16 protein-coding genes and 1 riboswitch are annotated in these 17,278 nt (G+C 47.7%); of the genes, 1 reads left to right on the top strand and 15 read right to left on the bottom strand.

Annotated features, from left to right (window positions below; genetic code table 11):
- Nucleotides 1-26 precede the first annotated feature (26 nt).
- Nucleotides 27-110: riboswitch (cyclic di-GMP riboswitch) on the bottom strand.
- 46 nt (nt 111-156) lie between these two features.
- From AC58U0_RS31540 to spoVT, 13 genes are all read right to left on the bottom strand, one after another.
- The gene (locus tag AC58U0_RS31540; RefSeq protein WP_497382756.1) at nt 157-1,299 is read right to left on the bottom strand and encodes a response regulator; all 1,143 of its coding nucleotides are present in this window, start codon (nt 1,297-1,299) and stop codon (nt 157-159) included.
- Nucleotides 1,300-1,612: 313 nt separating this feature from the next.
- Nucleotides 1,613-4,105: a stage II sporulation protein E gene (gene spoIIE, locus AC58U0_RS31545; RefSeq protein ID WP_057303852.1), complete on the bottom strand. Its 2,493-nt coding sequence runs from the start codon at nt 4,103-4,105 to the stop codon at nt 1,613-1,615.
- Between the two features lie 327 nt (nt 4,106-4,432).
- Entirely contained in the window at nt 4,433-5,029 is a 597-nt protein-coding gene (locus AC58U0_RS31550; RefSeq protein WP_056833811.1) for a S1 domain-containing RNA-binding protein, read from the bottom strand.
- A gap of 108 nt (nt 5,030-5,137) precedes the next feature.
- Complete coding sequence (locus AC58U0_RS31555) at nt 5,138-5,461, bottom strand: FtsB family cell division protein (RefSeq protein WP_171649120.1); 324 nt, start codon at nt 5,459-5,461, stop codon at nt 5,138-5,140.
- A 15-nt stretch (nt 5,462-5,476) separates the two neighbouring features.
- On the bottom strand, nt 5,477-6,052 hold the full coding sequence (gene yabQ, locus AC58U0_RS31560; RefSeq protein ID WP_497382757.1) for a spore cortex biosynthesis protein YabQ: 576 nt from the start codon (nt 6,050-6,052) through the stop codon (nt 5,477-5,479).
- Nucleotides 6,049-6,336 (bottom strand): sporulation protein YabP, encoded by a 288-nt coding sequence (gene yabP / locus AC58U0_RS31565; RefSeq protein ID WP_029197777.1) that lies wholly within the window; start codon nt 6,334-6,336, stop codon nt 6,049-6,051. Before yabP ends, yabQ begins: the two co-directional genes overlap by 4 nt.
- A gap of 139 nt (nt 6,337-6,475) precedes the next feature.
- On the bottom strand, nt 6,476-6,739 hold the full coding sequence (locus AC58U0_RS31570; RefSeq protein ID WP_497382758.1) for an RNA-binding S4 domain-containing protein: 264 nt from the start codon (nt 6,737-6,739) through the stop codon (nt 6,476-6,478).
- The gene (locus AC58U0_RS31575) at nt 6,739-7,011 is read right to left on the bottom strand and encodes an HU family DNA-binding protein (protein WP_029197991.1); all 273 of its coding nucleotides are present in this window, start codon (nt 7,009-7,011) and stop codon (nt 6,739-6,741) included. Before AC58U0_RS31575 ends, AC58U0_RS31570 begins: the two co-directional genes overlap by 1 nt.
- A gap of 164 nt (nt 7,012-7,175) precedes the next feature.
- On the bottom strand, nt 7,176-8,702 hold the full coding sequence (yabN, locus tag AC58U0_RS31580) for a bifunctional methyltransferase/pyrophosphohydrolase YabN (RefSeq protein ID WP_497382759.1): 1,527 nt from the start codon (nt 8,700-8,702) through the stop codon (nt 7,176-7,178).
- A gap of 151 nt (nt 8,703-8,853) precedes the next feature.
- Nucleotides 8,854-8,997, bottom strand: coding sequence for a hypothetical protein (locus AC58U0_RS31585; protein ID WP_497382760.1), 144 nt, complete (start codon nt 8,995-8,997; stop codon nt 8,854-8,856).
- A 15-nt stretch (nt 8,998-9,012) separates the two neighbouring features.
- Complete coding sequence (locus tag AC58U0_RS31590) at nt 9,013-9,162, bottom strand: hypothetical protein (protein WP_497382761.1); 150 nt, start codon at nt 9,160-9,162, stop codon at nt 9,013-9,015.
- 405 nt (nt 9,163-9,567) lie between these two features.
- Nucleotides 9,568-11,526 carry a putative polysaccharide biosynthesis protein gene (locus tag AC58U0_RS31595; RefSeq protein WP_497382762.1) on the bottom strand — a complete coding sequence of 653 codons (1,959 nt, stop codon included), beginning with the start codon at nt 11,524-11,526 and terminating at the stop codon, nt 9,568-9,570.
- A 132-nt stretch (nt 11,527-11,658) separates the two neighbouring features.
- Nucleotides 11,659-12,201: a stage V sporulation protein T gene (spoVT, locus tag AC58U0_RS31600; RefSeq protein ID WP_497382763.1), complete on the bottom strand. Its 543-nt coding sequence runs from the start codon at nt 12,199-12,201 to the stop codon at nt 11,659-11,661.
- Nucleotides 12,202-12,261: 60 nt separating this feature from the next.
- On the opposite strand from spoVT, the gene AC58U0_RS31605 reads away from it, so the two are divergent.
- Nucleotides 12,262-12,429, top strand: a complete 168-nt coding sequence (locus tag AC58U0_RS31605; protein WP_497382764.1) for a hypothetical protein — start codon at nt 12,262-12,264, stop codon at nt 12,427-12,429.
- Nucleotides 12,430-12,608: 179 nt separating this feature from the next.
- Here the strand turns inward: AC58U0_RS31605 and AC58U0_RS31610 are convergent, their stop codons facing one another.
- A complete protein-coding gene (locus tag AC58U0_RS31610) occupies nt 12,609-13,706 on the bottom strand; it encodes a peptidylprolyl isomerase (protein ID WP_497382765.1) in 1,098 nt (365 codons plus the stop codon).
- Nucleotides 13,693-17,214 carry a transcription-repair coupling factor gene (gene mfd / locus AC58U0_RS31615; protein WP_497382766.1) on the bottom strand — a complete coding sequence of 1,174 codons (3,522 nt, stop codon included), beginning with the start codon at nt 17,212-17,214 and terminating at the stop codon, nt 13,693-13,695. Before mfd ends, AC58U0_RS31610 begins: the two co-directional genes overlap by 14 nt.
- Between the last annotated feature and the right edge of the window lie 64 nt (nt 17,215-17,278).

Consider the following 17,278-nt stretch of genomic DNA (forward strand, 5'->3'; position numbering starts at 1 on the left):
AAGAGGATAGAATGCTTATGCTACCTCCTGGCGGCCCGACGATCATAGCAAAATGCTTTAGACTCGTGGCTTTGCGTCCCTGCCTTTCGACAGGTTTGCCTTTTTCAAAAAGTTACTAGAATATATACGGGTATCATATCATATCTACTATTAAAGTCAATTTATATTATTGGTTAATAGCCGGAAAGTTTCGTTAAACCATTGTGTGATAGACGAGCTCGGAGATATAGCAAGCTCCTCCTCAAGACGATTCCGCAGTATCTCATACTGCTGTTTAATTTCAGCGAAATTGCTAAGCTTAAGATACACTCGCATGAGCCCAAAATAGCCATCTTCAATGAGTGGGGAATGATCTTTCATCTGCTGAAACAAGTCCCCTGCTTCCGTTAAAAGCCCTTGCTCCAGGCAGAAATTTGCAAATCGTTGAAGATACTGCCACCTAATAAGTCGCAAGCGTTCACGCTCGGCTTCCGCCCATTGAAACTCCGATTCAGCCAAATAGTCTCCTTTGTAAATAGCAAGCAAATTCGTGTAGGTACCCACAGTAGACAAATTCATCTCAGGCGCTTGTTGAAGCTCTCGTTCCCATCCATCAACATCCACAAGAATATTGTCGAGCTCTAAACGGTAACCTTCTTTTTCGTAGACTACTTGAATAGTTAGTCCTTGATCTTTAAGCATCTTTCGAATTTGATATACGGTCGTATGAAGCAGCACAGCAGCGCGGTTCGGGTCCAGGTCAGGCCATAGCAGTTCCATGAGAAAATCCTTGCGAACGACCGGTCCTCGACGTTGATGAAGCAGGAATGTAAACAATTCTTGTGTCTTGCTTGTCCGCCATGAGAAGGAACGTATTCCTTCCTCTCCATTGATCCAGTGAAGGGATTGGAAGCAGCAGATCTGCACAGCATTCATTATTATCTTATGGGGATGCCTTGGGACAGCTGCTTTGCGGAGTCTGTCTAGCGTTTTGTTCAAACGGCCAGCAAATACAGGTTTTAGCAGATAGTCCAGCGCATTCAGTTCAAAGGCCTCCACGGCATACTGGTGAAACGCGGTCACAAATACGATCCGCACGTCAGGCAGCAGTGTATATAACTGTTCAGCTAGCTCCATGCCACCAATCTCTGGCATTTCTAAGTCCAGGAAAATAGCATTCACTTGCTCTTGCTGGGCCATGATCAATGCTTCTCTGGGATCCACTAGAGCGGCAACAACCTCAATATCTTTATGATTGTCTAGCAGTTTCTCCATACTTCTTAATGCTAAAGGTTCGTCATCAACCAATAAAACTCTCAAACTCATCACCTCTTCTCGATATCCAAATCGATATCTTAGTCCCTAAGCTCGGTGTACTCTCTATATGTAAGCCTTCTCCGTATAATTTGCGAGCTTGCTCCATTCCTACACAGTTATCCGAACGGCATTTTCCACAATAGGCGGAATCCAGATATGCATTATATCGGAAAAAAATTAGCTAACTTGAAGACGTTGACCCCATCGTTTGATATATAAATAAATTCTACTAATGCTATTCCATTCTGTATATAGGGAATAGCAGCGCACAAAAAGCCATAACAGCAAATGAGCTGTTATGGCTTCTATTCCTCCATTAGCTAACCGTCTTGGGACGCTCCATTCGCGTAATTCCTGGCCACCGGAATGTGGCCCACTCCGGCTGCCTCTTCTCGACACGTGCAACAACGACGGTCATATCATCTTGAATTTCGCCATGATGGTGGCGGAAAATCCTTTCTAATAAACAGTCCGCAAAATCCTGCGGCATCGTCGTATCAATTTCCTGAATCATCCGCTTCATCCACATCTCTTTGTTTACCGCATGTCCCGGTGCATCGTAAATACCGTCTGTCATCATGACAAGGATATCACCCGATTGGAGCGGAATCGAGACCAGATCAACATCAATCTCACTCAGGATGCCGACTGGCAGATTATTCGCCGATATCGAAATCACTTCCGTCCCGCGCTTAATGAAGCTAGGGGTAGAGCCAATCTTCATGAACGTTGTGTTTGCACTGTACATGTCGATCAAGGCCATATCTACGGTCGCGTACATCTCGTCCGAAGAGCGCAGCATCAACACCGAGTTCAGCGATTTGATCGCCAGCTTCTCGTCCATCCCTGACTGCAGCAGCTGCTGCAGGATGCTCAGAGCCGTCTGGCTCTCCGCACGCGCGCGCTCGCCGTTACCCATGCCGTCGCTTAGCGCCACGGCATACTTGCCATTGCCCAGCTCCACCGTGGAGAAGCTGTCGCCCGAGAAAAGGTCGCCGCCTTTGGCTGCGCCGGCGACCCCGGTCTCAACCTCGTATTCCTTAGCGGAGCCGAATACGACCGTGCTGTAGCCCTCGCCGCGCTCATGCATTTCCTCGCGCATGACGGCGACATTCTCGCCGATAATTTCGCTCAAGAGCGGCGCAATGATTTTCCGACATTCATCGAAGCCCTTCGTATATTGATGAATGATCTCAATCTCGATATTTCCTTCATCCAAGGAAATGATATCGATGGTATGGATGGATAAGCCCAGCTCCTCCAGGGCATTACGAATTTGCTCTTCTTGAAGGAACAGCTCCTGTCCTTCCCGTTTAATCTCCTTGGCCAAGTCCTCCATGACTTGGGACACGCCCGAAAGCTGGTCCGCGACGAGATGTCGGCTATCCATAATCTGCTTTTTCCAATGCAAATCATTCTTGTACAAACTATACTGCTGCTTCATCACATCCAGCACTTGATCCGTACGAATACATACCTTCCTCCACTCCGGTGGAATATTCTTCTTCGTCATACTCTCCTTCATCTCAATTTGGGTCATCATATCGGTCATATACGTATAGGTTTGATAAAATTTTTGATCCCAGCACTGGCTCTTTTTCCAGCAGGAATCACAAGCCTTCTGCGCAACCGCATTCATAAAATGGCCGACATCCTCCTCCTTGCGGCTCACCGCATCATCCGTCGTCAACTGCTTAAAGCTGCGCGCCAGCTGGCGGAACACTTCAGAAAATTGTTCCACACGTCCTGCCGTAACATCCCGAACCCGCTTCGCATAGTCCTGTTGGGATTTCAGATTTTCCTGCGTGCCGGGCACATATTTAGCAAGAGTCAGAATCAGACTCCGCGGTGTCAACAGGAACAGCGCAACAGCTGCAAGCGACTCCCATGTAGAGTTGATCACATCAGCTCCCGATCCCATATAAAAGGCAAGTATCGATGACCCCAGAAGCATTCCGAAAGCAACGGCCAATCGATTACCATCTTTGAGAAGCCCTGCTAACATCCCTGAGAAAGCCAGTAAACTCATTTGATAAACTGCATTACTATTCGCAAGACTTAGGATTAATCCTGTTATGACTCCTACCGAGGCTCCGAAAGGCGCTCCTCCCACCAGCGCAAATAATAGTATTAAATAACGAGAAAGCACATGTTCTACGGTGATTGGACCCACAACCCAGCTCACCGTTCCTGTCATCACAGAGGCTAACAAGATAATCAGACATATAATTTCTTCATGTTTCAAATGGTAGTTCTTGCGGGTAAGCGTAAATACAGGAATTGCTTGAATAAAAATTAGCGTCAGCACTAGACTTAGCAGTGCCTCAACGGAAACCATCATTAGCGTATACCAGCTTAAGTTTGAGACTACAAGCTCTGCAAAGAGCTGAACCAGTAAGGTCGAGCTGAATACAAGAAGCGGTGCTAAGGAAATATCGGAGCGTTCGAATTTCTCCAAAGCTTTTTGGATAAGTAAGAAAACGATGATCTCCGTAACTAGATAACCCGTATTCGAACTCAGCGAGAATAGGCTTCCAGCAAATGCAGCGACACCTACCCAGTGTAAAATATCTCTCCTTGTAAAATAAATGACAGCAATGAACGCAAGCGCAAACGGAGATAGCTGTTCCAAAATCATCGCACGACCGAGTAAGAAAGCCATCACGATGAGCAGTAAAGACCACTTCTTAGCTACAAAGGCTTGTACGAATCGATTTTCCACGGCAGCGCTATGTGCGCCTGTTTTCGCTTTCTGCCACAATCCCGACCAACCGCCACCAATCACTGTGCCTAAGCTTCTTCTCTGCATGTTTTCGAACACCATCCATTCATTCCTTATTTGTTTCTCTAGTATAGAGACAATCTAGCAGAAAGTTTGTCAGAATGAGTTGATAGATTCAAAGAAATTTCCGACAAGCCGCGTTCGCCTTGTCACCATGCCTCAGCCCTTGCCTAGTCTCGTTTTACCGTATCGAAAACGTTTCCAAAAGTCTGATTGCCTCGAACTTTCGCCCTGCGTATGGGGGAGATACCCGTAATTCCATGTCGATTGTTCTTTACGTTATTTTAACGATTTGACACTTGGATAAAAAAAAACCACACCCGCCTAAGCGAATGTGGTTCGTTACTGCATCTATTAATCTCTTCTTCCGCCTCGGCCACCGCGTTTGGACTCGGTGTTCTTTTTCAAAGACGAAATCCGCTCTTCACTATCTTTAAGGAACCGAGATACTTTATCTTCGAACGAAAACGGTCTAGCTCCGCCTTGCTGCTTGTTAAAGCCGCCGCGACCACCACCGCCGCCGCCTCGATTGAAGCCACCGCCGCCACCTGGACGACCGCCACCACCACCGGGACCACCGCTTGGAGGACCACTACGTTCTCCGCCGCTACTTGGACGACCACCTTGGTAGCCTCCTGGACGATCTCCACTTGGACGTCCTTGATAGCTGCTGCCACCTGTACGTTCAGGACGAGCTGGTCTTTCCTCAACTGGCTTGTCAACCGTCTGCTTGATCGACAGTCCGATCTTGCCATCCTTGTCCACGTTAATCACTTTGACCAATACTTTGTCATCCAGCTTTAAATGGTCATTAACGTCTTTCACATAGTTGTCCGCGATCTCCGAAATGTGAACAAGACCGGTAACTCCTTCAGCAAGCTCGACGAATGCTCCAAAGTGAGTAATCCCCGTCACTCTACCCTCTAACTTGGTGCCAACTTCAATTGCCATAAAGTAAAATGTTCCTCCCTTAAAATGTTGAAAACACTGGCTACGCCGATTATAACCGATGCAGAAACCACGGTCAACACGGCAACAGCCTCTTCTTCTTGTTGATTTTTATTGCGACTTTGAAACACTTAGTGGCGTCTCTCCGGTTTTACTATAATGAAAATCTCGACGAATAATTTGATCCAAATACTCGTCATTATGAAGTCGAGCGATTTCTTTCGTTGTTTGCTCTTTGAGTTTCTTGGACTCAACAAGCTGTTGCTCCATATTCGCTACGACACTACTCTTCTCTTGCAGCTTAGCGAACTGCCCCCAGATGTTCACAGCAGCCCAGCTCATAAAACATAGGACAAAAATCATTAGAAAACGCAGTCTTCGTTTCGAGCCTACACTGTTGCTGCGCTTGGATGGAACGGTTGCTTTAGCATGCATGAATAGGAATGCCTCCTACTTTGAGAATAACCTGCGAAAGATCAATATGATATTACCCTTAAGTTTCTTCAACCAAACAGGGATAACAAAATATTTATGCACAGGCCGAGTCATCCAAAGGAGTAATCTCCACACAGGATAAAGCAATTGTAGCACAATTCTATAAAGGAATATAGCTACAGCTAGTAAAAAGCCCAAAATAATCACAGTTAGACGATATAAGCCAATAATCGGTTTGATCAGGATAATTTCGACAGTTTTAGCAATGATACGGTAGATAGCAATCGTAATTCGAATGAGAAGCAGCGTAAGCCGGATGACCCCATTGCTGAGGAAGGCGAAATAAAAGCATATACCAATCCCCATCCCGAGAAAAATAAATACACGAACTTGTCCTTCATTACTGTAAATGAGCAGACGGAACACGAGGATTGTCGCCACAATCCAATAAACCATATCAATGAACGGAATCGTCCAACGCGGCAATCTCAGCTTGCCAGAGAGCACACGAAACACATCGAAGATCGCACCTATGGCGATTCCGCTCAGGAACATCATGAAGATCGTATGGAACTGAACGTTAAGGGTCACTTGAATAACTTACCAAGGAACCCCTTGGATTTCTCCTGGGTATTTCCATCTACATAAGCTAATTCGTGAATGATTCCTTCTATGGCGACCAACCCTTGTTCCAAACTTAAGTTCTTGATGTGCAAATTCTGTCCTTTAATCATCAAGTAGCCCATTTCCGTTTCAAGGAGGAACTCTTCACTGTCAAAGCTTTCAACGTTCAAAACTCCGGAGATCTCCAAGAGCTTGCGATTCAGCATTTTAATTTCTTGCCGCTTATTCGTGTTTTTCACGGGTTCAATCATGGCCTGTACCCCTCCTTCATCTACCACTACGATATGGGAGGATGTCCTCTTTTAGAACCATGCAAAACCCGATATTTAAATATAAAAATAGCCCAAGACCCCTATTCAGGAATCTCAGGCTATTTCACAACTTACAGGGTTATTCGGATTGAAAAGCTTCTTCCTTAATCAGCGTGTACATCTGAGCAGCGTCTTCTTTGCGAGTTGACTCTGATAGAACTTCCACTCGAATCGTCACTTTTTTCTGACCGAACTGAATAGAGAGCTCATCTCCGACTTTCACGTGTGTACTCGCTTTGGCGTCTCTACCGTTAATCCAGACACGCCCTTGATCGGACACATCCTTCGCCACGGTACGACGTTTGATGAGACGAGATACTTTGAGAAACTTATCGATACGCATTATTTTACAGCGTCTTTAAGCTTGTTGCCCGCTTTGAAAGCAGGAACATTGGATTCCGCGATCACGATTGGGTTGCCTGTTTGCGGGTTACGGCCTGTACGACCAGAACGTTTGCGAGTTTCGAAAGTTCCGAAACCGATTAATTGAACTTTATCTCCGGATGAAAGAGCGTCCGTTACTTCACCAAGGAATCCGTTAAGTACAACTTCAACGTCTTTCTTAGTAAGTCCGCTTTTTTCTGCAATGTTGTTGATCAAATCTGTTTTGTTCATGTGGTTTCTTTACCTCCCAAAAATGTTTGAAGATCTAGTCTTCTACTATGTAGCCAATTTGCAAAGCTGAGAGAATTTGAACTTTGTTCAAAGATCCCTATCTTATATTTCCATATTCAACCTTACACCAAATTTAATATTCTGCTTTTTTCGGCAAAATCCTTCTATCCCTGCCCAAGTTTTGCAACTTTTTTTGCTTCCTGCCATAAATTTTCCATCTCTGATAATTCAGTTTGTTCAAAAGAAAGCCCTCTTAAACGTAGTTGATCTTCGATATATGAGAATCTTTGGACGAATTTGCGGTTCGTCTGCGCGATAGCCTCTTCCGGATCAACCTTCAGGAATCTAGCGACATTGACGATGGAGAAAAGGACGTCGCCCAGCTCCTCGAGCCGATCTTGAGCCCCTGCTTCGGATGGATTAGCGATGGCTTCGCGAAGCTCGGTTAGCTCTTCTTCCACCTTATTCAGGACATCTTCAAGCTCTGACCAATCAAAACCAACTGTCGCTGCTTTCTTCTGAAGCTTCAGCGCCTTCATGAGGCCTGGCAGCTCGCGCGGCACTCCGTCCAGTACGGATTGCTTCGTGATATCAATGCCCTTCTTACGCTTCTCCTCAGCCTTCATGGCATTCCAGTTAACAAGAGCTTCGTCGGCATCCTCAGCCTTGTTCTCACCGAATACATGAGGGTGACGGCGGATGAGTTTCTCATTCAACGTAGCGATGACATCATAAACGGTGAACGTGCCAATTTCCTCTTCCATCTGCGCATGCAGCATCACTTGTAAAAGCAGATCGCCGAGCTCCTCACACATGTGCTCCGGATCGTCCTCGTCAATCGTCTCAAGAACCTCGTACGCTTCTTCGATGAGATTTTTGCGCAGGCTGGCATGCGTCTGCTCACGATCCCAGGCGCAGCCTTCCGGGCTGCGCAGGATTTGTACAATTTCATGCAATCGGCCAAAAGTGCGGTAATAATCTTCATCCTTTTCACTCTTCGGCACCCAGACAAGGGATAGATTGCCGTACCCCTTTACATGATCGAGCTCATGCAGGGGGACCTCGATCAACTGTTCCTCACCTGCTACACCCAAGGAATGACCAACGACAACACGGTAATCATCCGAATAAGCATCCATGAGACTAATCTTAAGATCTGATGCCGTAAGGCTATCATACACTTGTCCAATAACCGTATGAAGCTGCGGATTAAGAGTATAACGGCTCAGGCTGGTCGCGTCAAGCAATTGAAAGCCATCAATCGGGTCAAAACCAAAACGTAGAAACGCTTGATCCAGAAAGCTCTCCCCGCCGATGATTTGGAGCGAGATGCCCTCGGACGGACAGCGTTGTTTCAGAAGCTGCACCGTATATTCCGCCACCATCGGATGGCCTGGCACTGCATAAATAACCTCGAAAGCTTGCGTCTTGGCGGACTGGATGAGCGCCTCTGCGATCGATTCATACACTTGTTCGAAGCTTTGGTGCGCTAAGTAATTCTCGTCGAACGTTTGGTAAGGAATCTGGTTCATATCCAACATCTGAACCATCGGATGATCTTTCGTTCGCAGGTAAAGCACCGCTTGCTCCTTGGCGGCCAGCTGCAGCTTTTTCCAGACACCTAGTGTGAGCTGGTCTTCGTCTCCCGTTCCGAGTCCGAGGACGGTTATTTGCGGGTTGGTTGTTGACATTAGGAAACACCTCCTGATTGTTGGTTGACTGCTATATGTAACGATGGGATATAAGGATTATGCGAAAAATTTCTATGCTAGTCAGGACCAGCCTGACCAATGTTAGTTGTAGATAGTGCAGGTAATCCGAGCTCAAAACCACTATCCAGAGCTACCACACCTGTTCCGCATCCCAACTGACGTTTGCTGTAGATAGCGCAGGTAATCCGAGCTCAAAACCACTGTTCAGAGCTACCACACCTGTTCCCCATCCAAACGACGTTTGCTGCAGATAGTGCAGGTATTCTGAGCTCAAAACCACTATCCAGAGCTACCACACCTGTTCCGCATCCCAACTGACGTTTGCTGTAGATAGCGCGGGTAATCCGAGTTCAAAACCACTGTTCAGAGCTACCACACCTGTTCCCCATCCAACTGACGTTTGCTGTAGATAGCGCGGGTAATCCGAGTTCAAAACCACTGTTCAGAGCTACCACACCTGTTCCCCACCCAAACGACGTTTGCTGCAGATAGTGCAGGTATTCTGAGCTCAAAACCACTATCCAGAGCTACCACACCTTTCCCCATCCCAACCGACGTTTGCTGCAGATAGTGCAGGTATTCTGAGCTCAAAACCACTATCCAGAGCTACCACACCTTTCCCCATCCCAACCGACGTTTGCTGCAGATAGTGCAGGTAATCTGAGAAAACAACTCATATCCAGCAAGTTTTGCTGCAAAATGTGCAGCTAAAATAGAGGAAATCAGTCGATTCGGCTGTTTAGACGAAATTTAACTGTAGGAAATGCAGCAAATTGACTAAAAACAACGATGTAACATTGATTTTACTGTAGTTTTTGCAGCTTATTAACCAGAGTAAGATGCGTTAGCCGTGGTCGCGGGGGCCGGCTGATGCCTTCGCCGGCCATAGCTTCGCCAGGACCGGCGCCAGCTTCCGGTCCAGCTCCGGCATCAGCCGCAGCTCCTCGCGGCTGATGCTGCCGCTGCGCAGCAGCGTGAGCGCGTAGACGGCTGCGCCGCCGACTACGCATACCAAGGCGATTGCGCTAGCGCTCAATCGCTCAGGCACGTGCCATGCCGCGGCAGCAGGCATGGCCAACAGCTGCAGCGCTGCAAGGCAGCCGCCCATGAGCCCCACGGCAAGCGTGGGGCTGACGGCGTACGGCCGCAGCGCGAAGCGCGCCCCGGTGCAGCGGCGCAGCTGCACCAGATTCAGCCCCGCCGCAGCGGCATAGGCGATCACCGCGCTCAGCGCGGCGCCGTCGATGCCCCAGCGGGGCATCAACACCACGTTGCCGAGTGCTTTCAGCACGATGGCAACGAGCAAGGCCTTCACCGGCGTGCGGATCGCGCCGGCCCCCTGGAGAACGCTGGCCGAGACAGCGTTCAGCGTACTAAACAAGGCCGTGAAGGCCAGCACGGCCATCGTCCAGCTGGCCTCATTACTTTTGTAAAGCATCACGTTAATCGGCACTGCTGCAAAGGCAAGTCCGAACGAGGCTCCAAGCCCGATGAGCCAGGAGAGCCTTATCGCCATCTCAGCCCTAAAGCGGATGAGTTCGTCCTGCCTTCTTGCCTTGGCTTCTGCGAGAGCTGGAACAAGCACGGCGGACATAGAGGAAGCGATCATGACAACGAGCTGAACGAGAGGAAGCCCTCGGTTATACAGCCCGAACTGCCGCATAGCCTCTCCCTCGCTCCCTTGTGCAGCCTCAAGAAGTCGCGGCATGGTAAACGTGTCGACAAGCGTGAGCAAAGGAACCACGATAGCACCCAAACAAACAGGAATCGCATAAACCGTAATACGCTTCGCCCACTCCCAGGAGGAGAGTTCCTTCTGCGGCAGCACGCCATCCTTTCGCTTTCCATCATGCGGCCACAGCCTGTTCCACTCCTCAGGATGCAGCCCGTCTTCTTGTCGACTTCCACCCCTCGGCCCCTGCCTACGCTGCATCTTGTGATGCATCCCGCTCGCTTTTTGCATACCATCATCTGGCCGCAAATTACACTCTTTAGACAGCAGCCCGTCACCTTCACTCATTACATACTGCCTCTGTCCCTCTATATCCCCAGACTGCCACCGGTCCTCTTCATTCACTCCATGCTCCCGTATCCGATCCCGCTCCTGCCTCATCGCTTTCCGCCAATAAACATACATCACCGACAGCCCAGCCGCAGCACCTGTTACCGAGCCAAACGTAGCCCCAGCAGCAATCCACTCCTCGTCATAAGCTAAGGCCACCATATAGAGCAGCAGCGCGACCATGGTAATCACCCTTATTAGCTGCTCAATCACTTGTGAAACAGCCGTCGGCACCATATTCTGATACCCTTGGAAATAGCCGCGCAGGACAGCGAGCATCGGGGATAGCAGCAGTGCGAAGGATACGCTTCGGATCGCCCTTTCTGTCTGGCTAATGCCGATCCAACTGGCGATCTCTCTAGCTCCGAAGTACAACAGAACAAACACTACAAAACCGGAGCCCAATAATATGGCTGTGGAGACATGGACAATACGTCTAGCCCCTTGATGATCACCATCAATAGCCCGTTCGGCTACGAACTTGGATACAGCTACCGGAAATCCGGCTGTAGCCGCGAACAAAATTAGAATATAGAGCGGATAAACCGCATTATAAATACCAAAAGCCGTATCACCGGCTACATTTTGCAGCGGAATCTTCTGCAGTGTTCCCAATAGTTTAGAGAGAATAGCGGCAGCCCCAAGTAGAGCAGCACCTCTTAACAGCTTGGCACCCTGTTTACCGACATTCCTCTGGAGCCCCTCTTTATCATCTTGATGCCCCTTGTCGGTGTCCCCCATCTTACTTCTCCTCTACCCTGACTTCATGCATATAGACATATTATAACGAAATCCGTCATGGCAGACAAAAAAAGCTTCACTTACAGATGCGGGGGCATCTCGGTAAGGAAGCCTTTATGTCTTATTTTTCTTTCATTGCTCCATCTGCTTTGCCAAAAATCCAGCGGCAGTCTCCACCATCTTAACTTCCATATTCCCCATTTTCACATTATCATCTTTGGAGAGCAAAATGACGCATCCAATAGGGTCACCACCGGCTACAATCGGAGCGGCTACGAAAGAAGAAAATGTTTCATTTGTATCTTTGATAAGCTCAAATTGACCACTTCCGCTTTCCAGAATCGCTTTGCGATTTTCCATACAGGATTCAACGATCGATCCAACCGACTTTTCGAAATAGTCTTTTTTGGACCCCCCAGCCATCGCAATAATGTTATCTCGATCTGAGATCAGGGCGACATGATTCGTACTTTCAAATAACGATTCCGCATACTCCTTGGCAAAATCACCAAGTTCACCAATCGGTGAATACTTCTTAAGAATCACTTCACCATCTCGATCCACGAAAATTTCCAAAGGGTCACCTTCGCGAATGCGTAGTGTGCGTCGTATTTCCTTGGGAATAACAACTCTCCCTAAATCATCTATCCGACGGACAATTCCAGTTGCTTTCATACCTCTAGATGCCTCACTTTCCGCTCAGTAATTAGATACGACAGGAGCATGAAATCTTGTATGCTAGATCGGGATTTGGTGGGAACTCGAATTCTATCCATAGTATTCTTCACTTCCCATTCTTCTATGCAGACGCTTTTACTACGGAATTTACTTTATTTAGCTTTGCATCCTGCTGCGCTTATCATGTCCAAAAATGAGAAAATCTATATCGAAGAAATTCAATGATGAGCGACCGCGCTTAGCAGTGGAGAGACTTTGGTCTCCGACCGACCAAAGATCCCTATATATGGTAGATTTTATCGCCAATAAGAAAGCTGTTTTCGTGAACCGAAAACTTATATTTGCTTTCTTATGTGGTAACAAATAAAAACAGGATGCCCGCTATCGGACATCCTGGTAAGTTCTTACTTTGCAGCTGGACTTGGTGCCGGACTTGCCGCTGGACTTGCAGCTGGAGCTGGGCTCGCTTCCGGTTTCGGCAGATTGTTGGTTTGAATCAAGTTCGGATATTCTTTCTCTGCAAATTCAGATAAGGATTTCTCCGCAAGCTGAGATTTGATTTGTGTTTTGAGCGTATCATCCAGTGGCTTTGTGCTTCTGGACTCTACTTTCATAACGTGGTAACCGAAAGAGGATTCAACAGGATCACTGATCGTGTTCAAAGGAAGCGTACTAGCTGCTTGTTTGAATTCAGGCACCCATTGATTGATGTCCGCATCTTTATACGTACCGCCAGCGTCTTTGGAGCCTGGGTCGTCGGAATATTCTTTCGCAAGTGCTGCGAAATCGCCGCCTTTATCCAGTTTCCCTTTCACTTCTTTGGCTCTTGCCAAAGCTTCATCTTTGGTACGCAAATCTTTTTGTGTAGCTGCATCCTTCAAAGAGATCAGAATGTGGCTAACTGTTGCAATATCAAAGGCATGAGTAGCCGCTTGTTCTTTGTAGGAATCTTGAACAGCTTGATCGGTTATTTTACTCTCCATGCTGCCCATGGTGTAGAAGCTCATTTTCATTAATGACTCGATATCCTTAAGCTCGATACCATTGTCTTTTAACTGCTTGTCCATTCCGCCTTCTTGCTTACCGAAGTAATCCGTGATGGCTTTCATTTGCTCCGTCACTTGTTTGTCAGCATCAGCTTTCACTTTATCATCCGCTTTAGCCGACAGAACACGGAAAGTAACCATTTGCTTCAACATATCTTGTTGAAAAGCAGGGTCTGTCATGAATTGCGCTAGCTGCGGTGAGAACATTTTGTTCACATTGATGAAAGAGTTAAACTCGCCGCGTGTAATTTTACCGCCCTCTTTATACGTAGCAATCACGTCACTCGGGTTACCTGTAGCCGCTGCAGTAGAGGCAGGTGAAGGTGAAGCTGTTGCTGCACCTTCCTTTTTACTTCCACATGCACTTAGCACTGAAAATGCAAGGAGCAATGCTACCATGCTTAAAATCCATTTTTTCGAAAAACGTCGTTGTTTGCTAGTATCATTTGGCAACATCCTGTAATTCCCCTTTCGTTTTCAGAACATCCTTATATTGTACCAGAAACTTCTCCACCAATTCGATGGAAGCTTCTGGTTTCATGCCTTTACATCGAATAACAATATGAAGCTGCGGGTCCGCGTTCAACTTGATTCGACCATCAAAGCCTTTGGACAATGCGATAAGCTTCTGTCCTTCCAGCCTGCCATTCTGGTCAATATGAACCTTGATTAGGTAATCATCCCCTTTTTGGCTGATCGTTTCTATCCGGTACTCCGAACCGTATGCTTTCAAACGAGCCACTGACAGTAAGTTGAACACGGCCTGCGGCAGATCGCCGAAACGATCAACAAGCTCATCATGCAGATCCGCGGCTTCTTCCAACGTTCGAATGGCGGCCACTTTTTTGTAGATTTCGATTTTTTGCATGCTGTCGTAGATGTAGTCGGATGGTAAGTACGCATCCAATTGTATATCGATGGAAGTATTCCACTCCGGTTCCGGAATGACAGCTTCCCCATCTATTTCTAGTTTCAGCTTTGCAATTTCTTCTGCTAGCATTTGGGAGTATAAATCAAATCCGACAGATGCAATGAAACCATGCTGCTCTGCGCCAAGCAAATTACCAGCACCACGAATAGATAAATCCCTCATCGCAATTTTAAAGCCTGATCCAAGTTCTGTAAACTCTTTAATCGCTTGAAGGCGTTTCTCCGCCACTTCCGTGAGCACTTTATCACGCTGATACGTGAAATAAGCATACGCTACGCGATTAGAACGTCCTACTCGTCCACGCAGCTGATAGAGCTGGGACAGCCCCATTTTATCCGCATCGTGAACAATCAGTGTGTTGACATTCGGAATATCGACACCCGTCTCGATAATACTGGTGCTTACGAGCACATCGTATTCCCCATCGAGGAAATCAAGGATCGTCTTTTCCAGCTCCTGCTCGCCCATTTGTCCATGTGCCACAGTAACACGGGCATCCGGAATCATCATGGAGATCTGATCAGCGATTTGAGTAATACCTTGTACACGGTTATATAAATAATACACTTGGCCTTCACGCGCTAATTCCCGTTCAATCGCTTCTCGAACAAGTGTAGGTCCGTACTCGACCACATAAGTCTGGACAGGGAAACGATTTTCCGGCGGAGTCTCGATGACCGATAAATCACGAACACCTAACATGGACATGTGTAATGTTCTCGGAATCGGTGTTGCCGTCAGTGTTAGCACGTCCACATTCGTCTTGAGACGTTTCAGCTTTTCTTTGTGGGACACGCCAAAACGCTGCTCCTCATCGACTATCAGTAAACCAAGATCTTTGAACTGCACGTCCTGAGACAATAGCCGGTGAGTACCAATAACGACGTCAACCGTCCCTTTCTTGACGCCTTTCATAACTTCAGTCTGCTCCTTCTTGGAGCGGAAACGGCTTAGTACTTTTACGTTAAAAGGATAGCCCGAGAACCGTTCACGGAATGTTTCGTAATGCTGCTGAGCCAAAATCGTCGTTGGCACCAAAACAGCAACCTGTTTGCCGTCAATCGCTGCCTTGAAGGCCGCGCGTACCGCAACTTCCGTCTTCCCATAGCCCACGTCGCCGCAAAGCAAACGGTCCATCGGACGCGCTTTCTCCATGTCTCCCTTAATTTCTTCGATCGCGCGAAGCTGATCCCGCGTTTCATCGTAAGGGAACATCGCTTCGAATTCGTTTTGATAGGAGCTGTCTTTACTAAATCCGTAGCCGGTTGCCGCTTGGCGCTCTGCATAGAGCTTGATCAGCTCATCGGCAATATCCTTAACGGATGCCCGCGCCTTGCTCTTCACTCTAGCCCAGTCAGCGCCTCCGAGCTTATAAACCTTCGGTTCCTTCTCTTCGGAACCTACATATTTCTGGATCAAATCAATCTGGTCAATTGGTACAGACAGCTTGTCGCCGCCAGCATACATGATGTGCAGGTAATCCTTATGAATACCGCCCACTTCCAAGGTGCCTATCCCAACATACTTCCCGATCCCATGATTCACGTGAACAACATAATCGCCAACCTTAAGCTCTTGATAGCTTTTGATACGCTCAGCGTTCTCCAGCTTCTTCTCGACCTTACGCGCTTTACGCTGTTTCTGTGTGAAGATTTCGCCTTCCGTGATGACGACCAAATGGATCGAAGGCATTTCAAACCCTGTCTGCAGATTCCCATCTACAATTTCGGGGACGTCAATTTGGTAGTCCTGAAGCACTCGCCGAACACGTTCAGCACGGTCCTCCCCGTTTGCCAGCAAAATGACATTGCTTCCATTTTTCTTCCAGCGTTCCATCTCCGCTTTGAGGAGATTCATTTGTCCATGGAAGTTTTGCATGACCCGGCAAACGAAGTTAACGATATTTTGCGGTTGAATCCCAGCCACTTGGCGCAGGAATAGCGATACATATAAGGTCGGGAAAGGCCTGCGATGCAGCAGAGTTTCATACGATTTGGACAGCACAAAAGCCGGCAAGCTCTTCCCCTCTGTCAGCGCATGCATCATCCACTCTGCCTCGTCACGTTCTAGCTGCTTTGCTGTCTCCAGCAATCGGGCAGGTTCGTCGATGATAAGCACAGTATCCTTTGGCATGTAGTCCATGAGGGTCTGTCTTTCCGTATATAAAAGCGAAATATATTTATAAATACCAGGGAACGTCTGCCCTTCACGAAGCAGTTCAATATCATGTCCGATGCCTTCGAGCAGCTTGTCTTTGGCTGATCGGTCCGTCATTTTCTCCAGCTGCGCTTGAAGCAGCTCATAAGCATGCTGCGCGGCCGATTGTAACCGCTTTCTATCCGCTTGAATCTCGCGGCAAGGGGGAATCGTTATCGCGTTTAATTTATCAATTGAACGCTGGTCACTTACATCAAAAGTACGAATAGAATCAACTTCGACATCGAACAGCTCAATCCGAATGGCGTTCTCCGACGTTAGCGGAAATAAATCCAGAATTCCGCCGCGCACGCTCATTTCACCTTTGGTCTCAACCCGCTCCACGCGCTCGTAACCCAGGCTGGATAAAGCGCCAAGGAGCTCATCCAATTGCACGGTATCTCCTACGTTGATCGTAACGCGGGATTCCTCGAATACTTGCTTGAGCGGAAGCAATCGACGCACCCCAGCAAAAGGAGCTATAACAACCCCACGGAAACCGCCAGCTAACTTGGTGAGAACGTCAATACGCTGCGCTAGCATCTCAGGGCTGGAAGCCGCTTCTTCTGTCGTCAGAAGCTCTTGAGATGGGTAGAGCAGCACTTCATCTGGTGATAGACATTCTAGTAAATCCTCCGCTATTTTCTGAGCGGCGAACATATTGTGAGTAACAATGAACAGCGGGCGCGCTAACTCTCGCGTAAGAGTGGCAATCATTACCTGCCTGGAGGAACCGGTGAGTCCGGCAACGAGCTGCTCTTTCATTTCGGACCTGAGGCCTGTCACGATCGTTTGAAAGTCGCTATCCGTAGAAAAAGCTTGAATTAAAGCTTGCAAACAAGTACACTCCCCTCACAAAAAGAAGCCTCGGCACACTTGCCTCGGCTATTAACTCTTTATC

The organism is Paenibacillus sp. J31P190, from assembly GCF_059692075.1.